At 48.2% G+C, this 16,166-nt stretch carries 16 protein-coding genes; all 16 read left to right on the top strand.

Annotated elements, in window-relative coordinates; all coding sequences use genetic code 11:
• Window positions 1-7: 7 nt before the first annotated feature.
• The 16 genes from AYW79_RS05030 (at window position 8) to AYW79_RS04965 (ending at window position 16,145) form a co-directional block, all read left to right on the top strand.
• Window positions 8-2,725 carry an alpha-amylase family glycosyl hydrolase gene (locus AYW79_RS05030; RefSeq protein ID WP_067562488.1) on the top strand — a complete coding sequence of 906 codons (2,718 nt, stop codon included), beginning with the start codon at window positions 8-10 and terminating at the stop codon, window positions 2,723-2,725.
• 162 nt (window positions 2,726-2,887) lie between these two features.
• Window positions 2,888-3,757, top strand: coding sequence for a DMT family transporter (locus tag AYW79_RS05025; protein WP_067562485.1), 870 nt, complete (start codon window positions 2,888-2,890; stop codon window positions 3,755-3,757).
• 146 nt (window positions 3,758-3,903) lie between these two features.
• Window positions 3,904-4,032 (top strand): hypothetical protein, encoded by a 129-nt coding sequence (locus AYW79_RS16245; protein WP_269449090.1) that lies wholly within the window; start codon window positions 3,904-3,906, stop codon window positions 4,030-4,032.
• 241 nt (window positions 4,033-4,273) lie between these two features.
• Entirely contained in the window at window positions 4,274-5,164 is an 891-nt protein-coding gene (locus AYW79_RS05020; RefSeq protein WP_156481938.1) for a cytochrome c oxidase subunit II, read from the top strand.
• 102 nt (window positions 5,165-5,266) lie between these two features.
• Window positions 5,267-7,234 (top strand): cbb3-type cytochrome c oxidase subunit I, encoded by a 1,968-nt coding sequence (locus AYW79_RS05015; protein ID WP_067562483.1) that lies wholly within the window; start codon window positions 5,267-5,269, stop codon window positions 7,232-7,234.
• Between the two features lie 2 nt (window positions 7,235-7,236).
• A complete protein-coding gene (locus AYW79_RS05010; RefSeq protein ID WP_418251481.1) occupies window positions 7,237-7,863 on the top strand; it encodes a cytochrome (ubi)quinol oxidase subunit III in 627 nt (208 codons plus the stop codon).
• Window positions 7,863-8,171: a cytochrome o ubiquinol oxidase subunit IV gene (locus AYW79_RS05005; protein WP_067562480.1), complete on the top strand. Its 309-nt coding sequence runs from the start codon at window positions 7,863-7,865 to the stop codon at window positions 8,169-8,171. The genes AYW79_RS05010 and AYW79_RS05005 overlap by 1 nt, the downstream gene beginning before the upstream one ends.
• Before the next feature lie 198 nt (window positions 8,172-8,369).
• Window positions 8,370-8,543, top strand: a complete 174-nt coding sequence (locus AYW79_RS15185) for a Nif11-like leader peptide family natural product precursor (protein WP_079291075.1) — start codon at window positions 8,370-8,372, stop codon at window positions 8,541-8,543.
• A gap of 40 nt (window positions 8,544-8,583) precedes the next feature.
• Window positions 8,584-8,799 carry a hypothetical protein gene (locus AYW79_RS05000; RefSeq protein ID WP_067562476.1) on the top strand — a complete coding sequence of 72 codons (216 nt, stop codon included), beginning with the start codon at window positions 8,584-8,586 and terminating at the stop codon, window positions 8,797-8,799.
• A 53-nt stretch (window positions 8,800-8,852) separates the two neighbouring features.
• On the top strand, window positions 8,853-9,044 hold the full coding sequence (locus tag AYW79_RS04995) for a hypothetical protein (protein WP_067562473.1): 192 nt from the start codon (window positions 8,853-8,855) through the stop codon (window positions 9,042-9,044).
• A gap of 315 nt (window positions 9,045-9,359) precedes the next feature.
• A complete protein-coding gene (locus AYW79_RS04990; protein WP_067562471.1) occupies window positions 9,360-10,289 on the top strand; it encodes a mechanosensitive ion channel family protein in 930 nt (309 codons plus the stop codon).
• Window positions 10,286-11,464: an enoyl-ACP reductase FabV gene (gene fabV, locus AYW79_RS04985; protein ID WP_067562467.1), complete on the top strand. Its 1,179-nt coding sequence runs from the start codon at window positions 10,286-10,288 to the stop codon at window positions 11,462-11,464. The genes AYW79_RS04990 and fabV overlap by 4 nt, the downstream gene beginning before the upstream one ends.
• Before the next feature lie 13 nt (window positions 11,465-11,477).
• On the top strand, window positions 11,478-12,284 hold the full coding sequence (locus AYW79_RS04980; RefSeq protein WP_067562464.1) for an ABC transporter substrate-binding protein: 807 nt from the start codon (window positions 11,478-11,480) through the stop codon (window positions 12,282-12,284).
• A gap of 180 nt (window positions 12,285-12,464) precedes the next feature.
• Window positions 12,465-12,893, top strand: a complete 429-nt coding sequence (locus AYW79_RS04975; RefSeq protein ID WP_067953398.1) for a MerR family transcriptional regulator — start codon at window positions 12,465-12,467, stop codon at window positions 12,891-12,893.
• A complete protein-coding gene (locus AYW79_RS04970; protein ID WP_067562454.1) occupies window positions 12,890-14,377 on the top strand; it encodes a class I adenylate-forming enzyme family protein in 1,488 nt (495 codons plus the stop codon). The genes AYW79_RS04975 and AYW79_RS04970 overlap by 4 nt, the downstream gene beginning before the upstream one ends.
• 40 nt (window positions 14,378-14,417) lie before the next feature.
• Window positions 14,418-16,145 carry an acyl-CoA dehydrogenase family protein gene (locus tag AYW79_RS04965; protein WP_067562452.1) on the top strand — a complete coding sequence of 576 codons (1,728 nt, stop codon included), beginning with the start codon at window positions 14,418-14,420 and terminating at the stop codon, window positions 16,143-16,145.
• Window positions 16,146-16,166: the final 21 nt, after the last annotated feature.

Raw genomic sequence — 16,166 nt, 5'->3', positions numbered from 1 at the left:
TCGTCTGATGAAACGCAGGATTATTAATAGCAGGCAGAAGATAAATCGCGCTGCTGGGATTGTTCTGACATTAGGTATGCTTTACCCTGTCATGGGGGCTCACGCAACAACATATTCAACGGTTCAGTGGGATGGACTTTTTGCAGACCAGGGTCCATTGTATTTTTCGCCGCAAGAGCCATCGCCGATTGATCCAATCCAGCTCACGTTGCGTGCAACTGCGAATAATTTAACCAGTGCTGAGGCGATGGTGTATGACAATGTAACAGGCACTACGTCGACGTATCCCATGAGCTATTCTGGAACCGATGCGAATGGATTGTATGAATTTTGGACCGTCACGCTACCCGCGAGTGCAGATACAAGGTTTTATTATTTTCAGGCGAATGACGGAACCAGCATTGCTTATTACAACGGGTTTGGCGCTGCGTCATCGGCTCCTGCCAATGGTCCCACAGGTGGCGATTTTTGGATTGCACCAGGATTTACGACGCCAACGTGGGCTCAACGAGGTGTACAGTATCAGGTTTTTGTTGACCGTTTTTATAACGGAAACACGGCAAACGACGTGACAAATGGCGCCTATACCTGGCAAGGGAATCCGACGGTTCAATTGAATTGGGGACAGGACCCGGAACTTGGCAATCAAGGTGGAACAGATCAAGTCGCGTTTGCAGGCGGGGATCTGGAAGGGGTTGACCAAAAGCTCTCATATATCACGAATTCACTGGGAGCCAATATTCTTTATCTCAATCCAATTTTTACTGCAAACACAAATCACAAGTATGACACACAGAACTATTTTCAAGTGGATCCGCACTTTGGTGGAAATTCGGCGCTTCAACAGCTCTCTTCGGATGTTCACAATTCAACGGATCCAGCGGGACAAAAGGGTCGCATTGTTCTTGATGGTGTTTTTAATCACACCGGAGCTAGCAATGCCTGGTTCCAAGGGGCGCAATCGAGTCAGACCAGCCCGTATTACAATTGGTACACCTTCTCCTCCTGGCCAAATTCCTACGCTACCTTTGAAGGTGTAGCGAATTTGCCTAAATTGAACTACGGATCGACTTCCCTGCAGGGTGAGATTTACGGTAATAGCAACAGCGTGGCACAGACTTATTTAAATCCGCCTTATCTCATCGATGGCTGGAGGCTTGACGCGCCAGGCCATGTCGGAGCAAACGGCTATGATCCAGAGGCGAATGGAAATTACAATGATCCGACCAATCATGCGGTCTGGCAGGGATTTCGCTCGTCTGTCAAGGCAGCCAACCCAAATTCATTTATTTTCGGGGAATGGTTTGAGGGATCACAGCCTTATGAATGGTTAAACGGGAATCAATGGGACAGCTCCGTCAATTATAACGGATTTTTGCAGCCAGCTTCCGAGTGGATCACTGGATATGATGACGGATTTAATGCGAATAGCATTGATCCTACCCAATTGGATCAATGGCTACACAATACGCTTGTTCAAGCACCGCGTGCTGCACAATTGACACAGGTGAATCAGTTGAGTACACAAGACACACCACGATTCGGAGAACGGGCTGCAGAGTCCATCTCCTATAAAACGTATACTGCGCCTAATGGTTCGACATTTACGGAGCCTTATGGAGGAACTCCGAATGTATGGAAAGACGATTTGGGCGCTTTTCTTGAATTTTCATACGTGGGACTTCCAACGATCTACTACGGTGACGAGTATGGCATGATGGGTGGAGGGACAAATGACGCAGGAAAACGCTGGACGTTTGACTGGAGTCAGGTTGCCAATGGCGGCAACAGCGTTTTTCAACTCTATCAGCAACTCATCGCGTTGCGTCATCAATACAGTGCACTTCGAGATGGCTCGTTCATGACCTTGGTGGCGGACAATAACACAAATGTCTATGCATTTTCTCGCTTTGACGCAAACCAGCGAATGATTATCATCTTAAACAATAGCAACACAACACAGACAGAGACGATTCCGGCAGCTGACGCGGGCAGCTTGATCGGCAGCACCCTTACAAACGTGACCCCACTGGTTAACGGTGTGACAGAAGCCTCAAGTTATACGGTTGACAGCAGCGGCAACATTACAGTGACTCTCCCTGGACACTATGCAACAATGTTAGAGCAGGCGGGAGGACCACTCGTATCTGGTGCAGCTTTGCCTGCAGTAAGTTCTAATACCAGTCCACTCACAGCCGGTCAAACGGCATCCATTTATTATGATGGGTCTCTTGCTTCGACGGCGAGTACAATGACGATGCATTGGGGGTTCAACGGCTGGAATTCTACCATCGATACGCCGATGGTGAAACAGGACAATGGTTCGTGGAAGGCGACGGTTTCAATTCCAGTTGGCTCACAGTTGAATGCCGCCTTTTACAATCAGAATGGGACATGGGATAACAACGGTGGACAGAATTACAATATGGAAATTCAAATGCCAGGCACTGTGGATACCAATCCATATCCGCTTGTTGCGGGTCAACCAGCAACCATCTACTATGATGGCACACTTGCTCCCAATGCCTCATCAATCGATATGCATTGGGGATACAACGGGTTTACAGGCGTGACAGATACAGCGATGACTAAACAGTCAAACGGCAGTTTTGCGGCGACGGTAACAATTCCGGCAAATGCAAATGAGTTCAACGTTGTGTTTCACGACCAAAACAACAATTGGGACAACAACAGCGGAAACAATTACAATGTGCCTGTTCAGTGATCAATAGAAGTTCAGACGGAAAGGTCGTGAAGGAGATGGACTTCAAACGACGTTTTGAAAATGATGTACCGACAACTCTTCGCCTCTGAGCGAAGAAGATCCCATCATGATCTCTTTCGTCAGAGGACAGGCAATGTCCAGCGATTGACGGAGGGGTACAACATGAGTAAAAAGTTTTTGGGCGGATTTTACATGGCGCTCGCAGCGAGTATTTGGGGCGGCATGTACGTGGTAAGCAAGCTGGTCTTGACTGTGGTGCAACCGCTTTTGCTTGTGTGGCTTCGCTATGTGGTCGCGCTCATCGTGCTGGCGCTGATCATGATCTTCACGCGGCAATCTTGGCGGGTTCATCGGAAGGATCTACCGTCGATTCTGGCGATAGGCATTGTCGGGTACGTAATCTCCATAGGGGCGCAGTTTTATGGAACAAAGCTATCTACCGCACAGATGGGCGCGATGATTACGTCAGCGACACCCGCTTTTATGGTTGTTTTTGGCCGGATTTTTTTGGGTGAAAGGATCACGTTGCGAAGGGCCGTCTCTGCGGGGCTCGCCACAATCGGTGTTTTGATGGTCGTTGGAATTGGGGGATTTAATCATTCCTATCAACTTGGCGGCTTCATTCTGGTCATTGCGGCACTTACATGGGCGCTTATGTCCATTTTTGTAAAGCGTGTCCCGCGTTCCTATTCGCAAGTAACCATCACCATGTATTCCGTTCTGACGGCAACCCTTGTCATCACCCCGTTTGTTTATGAACAGTGGATTCACCTATCGCCAGGTGTTTTTTTTCACCCTGTGATTTGGGGCGGCGTGCTGTATCTTGGCGTGGTATCTACAGCTGGCGCTTTTTTCTTGTGGAACAAAGGACTGCAGTGGCTTGATGCCGGCACGGGAGGTTTGTATTTCTTTTTTCAACCGTTGATTGGGACATGGCTTGGCTGGCTGATTCTCGGTGAGCGTGTCGGTTTCACATTTTGGCTCGGAGCCTTTTTGATTCTTCTCGGAGTATCCCTCGTCATAAAAGAATAAACAGCGGTTCAAAAGGGAGGGCAGATTCACTTGTGCTCTCTCTTTTTTAATTTCATTCAAATCCCCTTAGGAAATGCTTGGATAATCCACCTGTTTTCTACACATACTGCCCTTACGCTATAGGATGCGTGGGGGGATAACGCTACATGATGAAAGATGCAAATCGAGGTCTGACAAGAGTCACATGGATTTTTCTTGCGACGATCGTATTTCTTGTCGCACTTGGCGCCGTAATGTGGTGGTTTGACGGTTATTGGTTATCGCCCAACAGATAAGTCTTCCAAGAGCAGTCACTTTTGATGGCAGGGAGGCGTGATATGGCACAAGGGCGCAAAATAAAAAATCTTCGAATTGGAATTGCCATCGTCGTTTTGGTAGCGGTCATGGTTCTCTTGTGGGAATTTCGAATCTATCATATCTATTCGGCGCGACCGTAATGGAACTGCCGCGTGTGTCGCATCATTTTGCCAACCAAACCTTGGCGTACCCCGAATCTCTCTCTCAAAGGAGAAGGTCATGACGATGTATGGTTTCATCCGTCGTTCTGTGCAGTGGATGGCACTTTTATTCTGTGGTCTGTCGACGACAGGATGTAGTTCGAATGTCCTTGTATTTCATCCAGCAGGTCCTGTGAGTCGGATTGAAGAACATTTGATCATCATGTCGATCATCCTCGTCACCATTGTCGTTGTGCCCGTCATTTTGCTGCTCTGGTATATCGTGCGCACCTTTCGCGATACGCCAAATAATCCTGCTCCGTATGAGCCGGAGTGGTCTGAGAGTCGCGTTCTTGAAAGCATCTGGTGGGGAATCCCCATCATCATTGTGGCTGTACTCGGCTTTTTTACAGTGAAGGATACATTTGCGTTAACGCGTCCTCCTGAGAAGGTTACAAATCCGCTCACCATACTGGTAACCTCACTTGACTGGAAGTGGATGTTTCAGTATCCAGGTCAGCAAGTTGCCACAGTCAACTATTGTGAAATTCCTGCCAGTCGCCCCGTCCAGTTTGTGCTCACGTCAAACGCACCCATGAACTCCTTTTGGGTTCCAGAATTGGGCGGGCAGGAGTATACGATGCCAGGTATGGCGATGCGCCTCTGGCTTCAGGCTGATCAGCCGGGCATTTACTATGGTCACGGCGCAAATTTTTCAGGTAAAGGGTTTGCCCATATGCAGTTCAATGTCCACGCGGTGAAGCAAACGCAATTTGACGCTTGGGTAAAACATCTGAAAAGGACTGCGCCACCCCTTACGATGGATGGGTATCACGGATTGGTGCGACCGAGTGTCGTTGGGCAAATGTCCTTTTCATCCTATCCGCCCACCATCTTTCGGGACATGATCATGCAGGAGGGAGGCATGTACATGAAGCACGACATGACCATTCTGGGTACGGCAGATTGAAGTGCTTGTGACGAGTGTTCAACCGTGCCGCGCACGATCAAAGTTGCCCACCTGAATTGAGGAAGTTGCCCGCCTGACTTGAGATAGAGAGGAATTCGAGAGATGCCAGGCTATGATCGACATCATCCCACACCCTTTTTTGTATCGGGTGACCCAATGATCTACGCTTCTGATGTCCTGATTGCATTGACGCTTGTCGGTGTTGTATTTGTTCTCACCTATTTTCGAAGGTGGCGCTGGCTGTGGGAGGAATGGATCACAACGGTCGATCACAAAAAAATCGGCATCATGTATCTCCTCGCGGCGCTTGCGATGATGTTTCGCGGTGGAGTGGATTCGGAGTTGATGCGCACGCAGCTCGCGTTTCCAAACAACCACTTTCTCGGTGCGGAACACTACGATCAGATCTTCACGACACACGGGACGATCATGATTCTGTTTATGGCCATGCCACTGATCTTCGCCATGATGAACATCGCAGTTCCATTGCAGATCGGCGCGCGTGATGTTGCGTTTCCATATTTGAATGCGATCAGTTTCTGGCTGTTTTTCTTTGGCGCGATGCTCTTCAATCTATCGTTTGTCATCGGCGGTTCGCCGGATGCGGGATGGGTCAGCTATCCGCCGCTGACAGAGACGCCGTTTGACCCAGGGCCAGGTGAAAATTTCTATCTCCTCGCGCTCCAAATATCTGGAATTGGAAGCATTGCGACGGGCATCAATTTCTTGGTGACCATACTTAAAATGCGCGCGCCAGGAATGACACTGATGCGGATGCCGCTTTTTCCATGGTCTGTGTTGTCTGCATCTGTCTTGATTATTTTTGCGTTTCCCGCGCTGACGATTGCCCTCGCGCTTCTTTTGCTTGACCGATTGGCAGGGGCGCATTTTTTTACAATGCTTCAGGGTGGCAATCCCATGATGTATGTCAATCTGTTTTGGGTATGGGGCCATCCAGAAGTCTACATCGTGGTTCTTCCGGCGTTTGGGATTTTCTCGGAAGTGTTTGCCACGTTTTCACGCAAACGAGTCTTTGGCTACACCTCGATGGTCGCGTCACTGATGACAATCGCCGTCATCAGCTACTTTGTCTGGGCGCATCACTTCTTCACCATGGGTGCCGGCCCCGGTGTAAACTCCTTCTTTGCCATCGCGTCCATGTGCGTCGGAATTCCAACGGGAGTCAAGGTGTTCAACTGGCTGTTCACGATGTTCAAGGGAAGAATTCGTACGTCGCTTCCCATGCTCTGGGCGATTGGATTCATCCCGAATTTCGCGATTGGCGGCGCGACAGGGATCATGCTGGCTGCGGCGCCTGGCGACTATCAGTACCACAACAGTTACTTTTTAATTGCCCACTTCCATCAGGTGCTCATTGGCGGTGTGGTGTATGGCATGCTTGCGGGGATGTACTATTGGTGGCCGAAGATGTTCGGCTTTATCCTTGATGAACGTATTGGCAGATGGGCCTTTTGGCTTTTCAACATCGGGTTTTACGTGTGCTTCATGCCGCAATACCAACTCGGATTTATGGGAATGACGCGAAGAGTCTATATTTATCCAGCAGACATGGGATGGTCAACACTCAATCTCATCTCAACGGTAGGCGCCTATTTGATGGGGATTGCCTTCGTTCTTATCGTTGTCGAGATTCTCTACAGCGCAGTCTGGGGGGTGCGCGATACGACAGGCGATCCGTGGGACGGTCGGACGCTCGAATGGTCTCTGCCATCGCCTGCACCACACTACAATTTCGCACATGTTCCCGTTGTGACGGAGCGTGACGCGTGGTGGGGCCAGAAAGAGGCGCGGAAAAAAGGGGAAATTCAAAAGGAGACGAGACCGTTTCAGCCAATCCACATGCCCAGAAATTCTGGGCGGCCGTTCATCATGTCCCTGTGCTTCTTTATTGGTGGGTTCGGGTTAGTGTTCGAGTGGTATCCGCTCGCGCTTGTCGGATTGGTCGGTATTTTGACGAGTCTTTTGATGCGTTCAGTAGAGCGAGACACCGACTATTACATTCCCGTTGAAGAGATTCAGCACATTGAATCGAATTTGGGGAGGGCATAGGGTTGGCGATTGGACATGATGCCGTTTTGTCAGAGGATGATGAAACGACGCCGCTTGAATACCGTCATGAAAATGATGTGCTAAGAATCTACGGTTTTTGGCTCTTTATCGCGACAGATCTCGTCCTCTTTGGCACACTGTTTGCAACCTATGTTGTCTTGCGCGCAAATACAGCAGGAGGTCCGAGTGAGTCGCAATTGTTTGAGGTACCCATCTTCACTGCGGAGACGCTGATTCTGCTTACGAGCAGCTTTACGTGTGGACTGGCCACCTTTCAGATGCATCGGAAAAAGCATGGCTGGCTTTCCTTCTGGCTCGTGGTAACCGTATTGCTCGGGGCGACATTTATCGGTCTAGAACTCAGCGAGTTCATTACGTACGCAACACACGGTGCGACGATGCAGCGCAGTGCATTCTTATCCGCGTTTTTTACACTCGTCGGCACACACGGAATACACGTGTCTATGGGAATTCTCTGGATGCTTTCGATTTTATACCAATTGTGGCGCACAGGACTTAACAGCACGACGGCGCGCAAGGTGTTTGTGGTCGGACTCTACTGGCACTTTCTCGATGTCGTGTGGGTATTTATCTTCACGGTTGTCTATCTGACGGGGGTGGCGCATTGATGAATACAAATGCAAATCGGGCGTTTCCGTGGAAGCACGTGACAGGATTTGTATTGTCCATCGCCCTCACACTGCTCGCACTTTGGATGGTGCAGGCGCATGTGATGGGTTTCACTGCGCTCATCTCCGTCACACTCCTGTTCGCTGCTCTGCAAATTCTCGTTCAATTGTTTCTATTTATGCACATCACGGATAGTCCAGGTCCTCGCTACCATGTCATTGCCCTCGCGTTAGGATTGCTTTTTACTTTCACGATTGTAGCGGGATCCATTTGGATCATGACCTTTGGCGGTAATCAGGCGTATTGACATAGGAGAGAATCACGCTTTTTGGAATTGAATGCGTGAGAAATAAATAGACCGAGTATCCGCGTGATGCGTGGACACTCGGTCCTTTTTGTGTGTCTTGATAGACTCTCAAAAATGTGCAGATTTTCACGTCGATTAGCCCGTCCGTTCAAACGACTGTATTCATACATTATGGTAAGTCAATTTCGGAGGTGAATCATGAAGGCTGTATCAACGCACGTTAACGTACGCCTCAATGCCGAGGAAATGCAAAAGTTTTTGCAGCGCATGCAATCTGATCAAACGTTTTCTCGCAAACTGAGCGCAGTTCTTCACACGAACGATGAAGCGCGGGTTGCCGGATTTCTAAAACGAAACGGATTCAAATTTTGACGCGTATCTGCTTGTTTCGCTTTGAAAGGAGGTGATGCATGTGGATCAACACCCGCTTCATTCGACTCATTCGGTGGATTTGCCGAACACTCTCAAAATGTCGGATGTTCACGGTTTGCTCAATCATCTCGGGTTGACAAACAAGACAGATCTGCCAAATCAAACCGATTTATCAAACCCAGAAGGAGGCCCTAATTTCAATTTGCCAGGAACCACAGGAATGTCGAATCGCTTGGGGTTTACGAACGATCTGTAGGCGTGTCAGCAAAAGGTTGAGCCTTTCGATGTTTTGAAAGGAGGTGAGATGATATGCCGATCGGATACGGAATGTCTTGCCCAGTTCTTACCGGAGTGGGCGTCGGAACGACGGTTTTTGTTTGGATCGATGCTGCGATTTTTCTGGCTCGCTTCCAAGGTTTCCAAAACGGTGTCGCGCTGTTTTTGGTAAACGGTGTCCTGTTGCGGGTGCCTTGCTCCCAAATTCGGGCCATTTTTACCTGATGTGAAGCGCGCTGTCCATCCATGTTGTGAATGCCCAATTCAGAAGCTGGAAGGGGATCCGGAAATGCATCCGGATCCCCTTCGGCGTGAATCCAAGGTCCATCCATACTGTGAGTGCCCATCCCACAGTAACCATCCACGGATTCATTTCTAAGTCTATGCAATAAAGACCTTTTCCCTTCCTGTTTTAACCGATAAAATATATTTATTGAATATAACCTTTTTTTGTGTTAAGCGGAAATTTGACTCTATCCCTGGCAAACGATAGGATTTAATCAGTCTGCACAAGATGTGTATGGACAGGGGGCACAGGATGTGTCAAAGGATACTTCAAGGCCTCCCGCCAAAAAATCGTGGCGTGGCACACTCATCGGTATTGTCCTGCTTGTTTTCGTAGGTTTGGCGATTGGATTGGCAATGGAAGCGCCACACGGTTTGCTAAAAGGGCTCCCGGCATCGTGGCAAGCCGCAGCGCGCGCGCTGCTTGTTTTGTTGATTGGGATCGCTGTGTCAAGACTTCTTGAACGTCGGTTGTTCTCGATGGCGGCGCTACACTTGCGTGTGGATCACGCGGCCTCTTTAAAATACCTGGTGCGTCTTCTCTTGTTTGTCACGATCATTTTAGCGTTCTTAGCTTCCATTGGCATTGGATTATCGAGCATCGTCTTTGGCGGCGCATTTGTCACGGTTATCGTCGGACTCGCTGGACAACAAGTGTTTGCAAACATTATCGGCGGAGTCTGGTTGATCTTGTTTCACCCTTTTCGGGTTGGCGATCAGATCGGATTGGTAACGTGGCAGTATCCACTGTTGATGCCGAGTTATCCACATGAAGCGATGCGTCCGGCATACTATGGACAAGTTCACGATATCAATTTGATGTACACGGCGCTTGAGGACAGTGACGGCTTTTTGCAACTGATTCCAAACGGGATTATCGTGCAAGCTTTTATTGAGAATCGATCTGCCAAGAAACGCAGTCGCGTGCGCGTGCGCTTTGACACGCCACTCGAAGTGAATGCGGAACAGTTGGTGACGCAAACGCGTGAAGCACTGCAATCCCACGTTAAGAATCATGGAGAAAAAAACGTTGTGGTTCGCATGATTGATATGTACCCGACGGGTTATTCGTTCCTCGTCACACTTGACACCGTGCGTTTGGGTGACGAGGTGCGCGATGAAATTCTACAAATTGCCTCGAAACAAGTGGCAGCGTCTCGAACAATGGAGGGGTATCACGCATGATGATTCAACCGAAAATTCGCGGATTCATTTGTACCACTGCGCATCCAGCAGGATGTGCTGCCAATGTATATGAACAAATTGAGTATGTAAAATCGCAACCTGCCGTGGAGGGACCTAAACGCGTGCTTGTGATCGGCGCATCCACGGGTTACGGGCTTGCATCGCGCATTGCCGCGGCGTTCTCAGCGAATGCAGCTACACTCGGTGTCTTTTTCGAGAAGCCTTCTTCAGATCAACGCACGGCGACGGCTGGTTGGTATAATACGGCGGCGTTTGAGAAGAAGGCGCGCGAAGCAGGGCTTTACGCGAAGAGCATCAATGGGGATGCGTTCTCTGACGCAATCAAGCAAGAAACAATAGATACGATAAAAAAAGATTTGGGACAGGTGGATCTTGTTGTCTATAGTCTCGCCTCGCCGCGGAGAACCCATCCGAAAACAGGGGAGACTTTCACTTCTGTTCTCAAGCCGATTGGAAAGACGTATCAGAATAAGACAGTCAATTTTCACAGCGGCGAAGTGACGACCGTCACACTTGAACCGGCAACGGATGAGGAAATTCAGCAAACCGTGAACGTGATGGGCGGAGAAGATTGGTCGATGTGGATGCATGCGTTGCGCGATGCAGGAGTTTTGGCTGATGGCATTGTTACGCTTGCGTATTCATACATCGGTCCTGAAGTCACGAAAGCAGTCTACCGTGATGGTACCATTGGCCGCGCGAAAGATGACCTTGAGGCGACGGCTCACACGCTTACACGAGAAATGCGTGAATTTGGTGGAAAAGCGTATGTCTCTGTCAATAAGGCGGTCGTCACGCAATCAAGTTCTGCTATTCCAGTGGTTCCTCTCTATATTTCCCTTTTGTTTAATGTGATGAAAGAAAAGGGTCTTCACGAAGGGTGCATCGAGCAGATGTATCGCCTTTTTGCAAATCGATTGTACGGCGGTCATGATGTAGTGGCGGACGAGCAAGGCAGGATTCGCATGGATGACTATGAAATGCGCGATGATGTTCAGGACATCGTATCTTCGTTATGGCAGAAGGTAGAAACGGCAAATCTCGAAGCGCTCTCTGATATAAAAGGATATCGCAGTGAGTTTTTGAAACTGTTCGGATTTGGATTGGCAGACGTCGATTATGAAGAAGATGTCGATCCGAATGTGAGCCTGTGAGGGGTTGATCGAGATGGTACCAGAGCGTATTGTGTGTCTCGCGGCTGAAGTCCCCGAAATTCTTGATGTGCTTGGCGTGCTTGACCGAGTTGTCGGCATTTCAGCGTATACCACGCGACCGAGCGAGGCGCTTTCAATCCCTAAAGTTTCTGGGTTTAAAAACGGAAGTATTGATCGTATTTTACGCGATAAACCCGATCTGGTAATTTTGACATCAGGTGTTCAAAAAGATCTCGCTTCAGAATTGGCGCAGCGTGGTGTAACGTTGCTGCACTTCAATCCACACCGTTTGACAGACATGTTTCAGTCAATATTACTCTTGGGAAACATTGTTGGGCAACCAGAAAAGGCGGAGCGTTATTGCGCGCAATTAAAATCAGAGATTGACGTGGTGAAAAAAAAGGCTGCTGAGTTTCCGTTTCACCCACGTGTCTATTTTGAAGAGTGGATGGATCCCGTGATCGTGGGAACGGGATGGATCAGCGACTTAATTGAAATTGCAGGGGGAGAAGATATTTTTCGGGAGATCTCGGTGCATGGGCGTAGTGCCGTTGAGCGGATTATTTCACCGGAACAGATTCTTGAACGTGACCCTGAGATCGTTTTTGCGTCATGGTGTGGCAACCCTTTTCAATCCAATGAATTTTTAACCCGCGCCGGTTTTACTACCATGCGCGCACTACGTGAGGAACGTATCTATGAGATCAGTAGTGAAGTACTTCAATGTGGTCCAATGCTCGTTGATCAACTCAGGGTCATGCACGATTTGCTACAGACCTTTGTCGATTCATCGAATGGAGTGATAAGGCGATCGTCATAAACATTCCACGGTCACTGCTACGCATTCTTCCCGGAGACACGATCGGTATCGTGTCTCCGGGATTTTTTGTGACGATGTTTTGACTTCGCCGATTGCAGAATACCATTTACTTTTCTAAATTGCAGATTTATCATAGGGTTGTATTGACGTTAACGTAAATGGCAACAAGGGGGTCTGCGCTTGAAGGAACGGCTTTATTCCATCACAGATCTTGCGGAACGGTTTGATATCAGTACGCGAACCATTCGCTACTATGAAGAAGTTGGACTGTTAACCTCAGTAGATCGGGATACTCCCAATCATCCACGATTTTATACACAACGGGAACGTCGCCGATTGAAACTGATTCTTCGCGGTAAACGGCTCGGATTTAGTCTTCAGGATATTAAAGAAATGGTTGACTTGTACGAGATGAACCCAAAAGGAGTCATTGAAAAGGAACGCATACTTCAATTTACAGATGAAAGACTAAAGGAGATTGAGGAAAAAATTGATCAGCTTGAGATGCTGAAAGCAGATCTCCTTCTTCACCGTGATCGATTTCTCAAAGAAGTTATTCCTGATTCTGAGGCGATCGATACAGTTCGAAAAGGCGGTGAACAGAGTTGACGAGTCAGGCTACGGTTCACGGTCTTTTAGAGCGAAATGCACGTAAATATTTAACAGAAGAGGCGTTTGTCACACCCACCTCGCGTTTATCGTATTCGCAAGTCAATGCGTTCGCGAACCAAATTGCACATTACCTGAAGAATTCTGGTGTTGGATCTGGCGAGCGTATTCTGATTTTGTCTCGAAATAATGAGCAATTTTTGTTTTCGTTTTTTGGCGTTTTAAAAATCGGCGCCATTGTAGCACCGATCAATACCCGACTGACCAAGGAAGAACTCGTACAAGTGCTCATGAACATTGGAGCGGTAGGTATTCTCTATGAAGCGTCGTTCTCTACCATGATTCATGAGTTAAATCATGCAATATCAACGATTTGGATGCACTGTATACAAAACATTCTTCAATTTCAACACCATCTGCCAACTTCAAACCTTGATCTCCCGATTCGAGCAGAAGATCCATGTGAAATTCTGTTTACTTCTGGTACGACAGGTACTCCCAAGGCCGTGTTGTTTAGTCACGACCGATTACGCAACCTGGCTGCCGCGATTTGTGTAGAGTTTCACATCACTCGATCAGATAAGCTGCTTACCCTAATGCCTCTGACACACTCGGCTCCGTTGAATTGTTTCTTTTTGAGCGGAATTTATGCCGGAAGTTCTCATGTCATTGCTGACTTTAGCCCACAGTTATTTTTGCAATCCATACAATCCGAACATTCGACCATTACATTCGCCGCGCCAATTGGCTATATTTTGGCCGCAAAAGAGTTGAATGTCCAATCGTTTGATCTTTCGAGTGTGAGGGTTTTTGCTTACGGTGGAGGGTCTCTAGCGTCAACCGCGTATATCCAGATTAAATCAGCTTTTCAGAGCGATCGCTTTTATCAAGTCTATGGTTTGACAGAAGCAGGACCGAATGGATCTTTTTTAAGTCCAGATGAGCATCTTGCGAAAGCTGGAAGCATTGGAATGCATCCAACGCTCAATATGGAGCTTCGCGTGGTGCGTGATGATGGAACGGATGTGTCATCTGGCGAAAGGGGTGAAATCATTCTTGCGGGAGATACACTCATGCTCGGATACTACCATGCGCTTCATGGTATTTCTGAAGTTACGGATCATGGTTGGCTGAAAACAGGCGATATTGCGTACCGAGATGAAGAGGGCTATGTGTTTATCGTCGATCGAAAAAAAGACATCATCATATCCGGAGGCGTTAATATTTATCCACGAGAGATTGAGGAAGTCCTTTCCAGTCATCCCGCTGTAACAGAGGCGTGTGTGGTGGGCGTTCCCAATGATGAATGGGGGGAAACGGTCAAGGCAGTCGTTGTTTTAAATAAGAGTGTCACAGAACAAGAGTTGCGCACACACGTGGCGAGTTCACTTGCGGATTATAAATGTCCTCGCATTTATCAATTTGTACCAGAATTACCGCGCAATGCGAATGGGAAAGTTTTGAAGAACGATCTCAAAAAATAGATGACGGGTTGCATCTTTAGGATAAAAGGGGGACTCCAGGATGTTGGATTACAGCCAACTCAAGTCGGTCAATGAGCTCAATTGGTACGAGGATGACCCCATCCTGACGCGCTATGCCAAGCGATATCTTCCCGAATCAGTTTTAACCTATGTGGAAGATTCGTTTCGAAAAACAGGACAATTGGCTGCGGGACCCATGGATCGGCGTGCGGTGTATACGGACAGAGACGGTGCTCCCAAGCTTATTCGATACAATAAAAAAGGGGAAGAAATTAATGAAGTCTGGTATAACGAGGGATACCTGCAAACGGTAAGAGATGGCTATGGGACAGGTGTCGTCGCTTATCGATATGATGCAAACGCTCCGTCTCGCATCCCATTCTTTGTGAACGCTATTCTTTTATATCTGTTGTGTGAAGCAGAACCAGGGTTTACGTGCCCTGTGGGATTAACGCAGTCTGCGGCGTTTGTACTCGAAAAATTTGGATCAGACCAACAAAAAGAAATGTATCTCTCTCGACTCGCATCCCTCGACCATGAATGGTTTGTGCAAGGTGCGACATTTTTGACAGAGATTCAAGGTGGATCGGATGTTGGGGCAATCAAAACGGTTGCGGTTGTGGAAGGCGACCACTATCGATTGACGGGAGAGAAATGGTTCGCAAGCAACTGCGACGCCGAAATTGCGATCGTTCTTGCACGCGTCAACGATCTCCCAGACACACGCGGACTCGGGCTCTTTCTTGTTCCTCGCACATTACCAGATGGAACGCACAATCGCGTGACCATCCGTCGTCTTAAAGATAAACTTGGCGTGCGCGCTGTAGCGAGCGGAGAATTAGTCTTTGAAGAAGCAATCGGGTACCTGATTGGCGAGGAAACGAAAGGGTTTAAATACATGGCAGAAGCCTTGAATGTTTCCCGTCTCGGAACGGCTTTGTCAGGATTGGCTTCTGCGAGGCGGGCGTTAAGTGAGGCAGCGCTATATACAAGTCAACGAGCAGCGTTTGGTCAAAATGTAATGCAATTTCCGATGGTGCGCGAGACACTCTCTGATCTTGCTGTGGAGATTGAGGCTGGGTGGGCCATTGTGGCGCAGACGATCAAACGTTTTGACGAAGTGCACACCTATGAACGAGATCAAAATAAGAGTGTTCATCTTTTGCGAATTCTTCTATCGCTTGTAAAGCTTCATTGTAGTGAGCTTGGAGTAACGTCGACAAGGCAAGCGATGGAACTCCATGGTGGGAATGGTTATATCGAAGAATACGTAACTGCGCGGCTGCTTCGAGATGCACTTGTCAATCCCATTTGGGAAGGGACAGCCAACATTCAGGCGCTTGAAGTTCTGAAAAATTTACAAAAGGGAGGCGCCGTAGAATTTCTCGGTGATTTAGAAAACACGCTTCAGTTGCTCCATCTTTCTGGCACAGAGCGTCTGCGTGACACGCTTCGTACAGAACTCATGCGATGTGAGAAGTTGATGGGACACGTGCTCCAACAAGCGTATGAAGTTCAATCTGCTATGGCGAAAAGGTTGGCTTTGTTTATGTATGAAGTGTTTGCCGCGATCCACCTGCTTGAAGAGGCTCAGTATGACATGATCCATTTTCACGATAAAAGGCGATTGCTTGTCACGGAGTCTTGGGTAAACAAGTCCTTTTCGATGGATGCCAATAGGGATATTTTAAACAACCGACTGGTTACAGAGAACGATTTGCAAGTCTTCGTGGCTTTCAAGTCGATTCCTCTTGAGGATCTCACGTGAATCTCGATTGAAAGATTTGCT

Origin of the sequence: Ferroacidibacillus organovorans, assembly GCF_001642725.1 — a bacterium.
In the GTDB taxonomy this organism is placed as follows: Bacteria; Bacillota; Bacilli; order Alicyclobacillales; family SLC66; genus Ferroacidibacillus; species Ferroacidibacillus organovorans.
This window is presented reverse-complemented; position numbering and strand designations above follow the sequence as displayed.

Coding starts and splice junctions, on each gene's coding strand:
- AYW79_RS05030 (WP_067562488.1), top strand. CDS start 8: ATGAAACGCAGGATTATTAATAGCAGGCAGAAGATAAATCGCGCTGCT.
- AYW79_RS05025 (WP_067562485.1), top strand. CDS start 2,888: ATGAGTAAAAAGTTTTTGGGCGGATTTTACATGGCGCTCGCAGCGAGT.
- AYW79_RS16245 (WP_269449090.1), top strand. CDS start 3,904: ATGATGAAAGATGCAAATCGAGGTCTGACAAGAGTCACATGGATTTTT.
- AYW79_RS05020 (WP_156481938.1), top strand. CDS start 4,274: ATGACGATGTATGGTTTCATCCGTCGTTCTGTGCAGTGGATGGCACTT.
- AYW79_RS05015 (WP_067562483.1), top strand. CDS start 5,267: ATGCCAGGCTATGATCGACATCATCCCACACCCTTTTTTGTATCGGGT.
- AYW79_RS05005 (WP_067562480.1), top strand. CDS start 7,863: ATGAATACAAATGCAAATCGGGCGTTTCCGTGGAAGCACGTGACAGGA.
- AYW79_RS15185 (WP_079291075.1), top strand. CDS start 8,370: ATGAAGGCTGTATCAACGCACGTTAACGTACGCCTCAATGCCGAGGAA.
- AYW79_RS04995 (WP_067562473.1), top strand. CDS start 8,853: ATGCCGATCGGATACGGAATGTCTTGCCCAGTTCTTACCGGAGTGGGC.
- fabV (WP_067562467.1), top strand. CDS start 10,286: ATGATGATTCAACCGAAAATTCGCGGATTCATTTGTACCACTGCGCAT.
- AYW79_RS04980 (WP_067562464.1), top strand. CDS start 11,478: ATGGTACCAGAGCGTATTGTGTGTCTCGCGGCTGAAGTCCCCGAAATT.
- AYW79_RS04965 (WP_067562452.1), top strand. CDS start 14,418: ATGTTGGATTACAGCCAACTCAAGTCGGTCAATGAGCTCAATTGGTAC.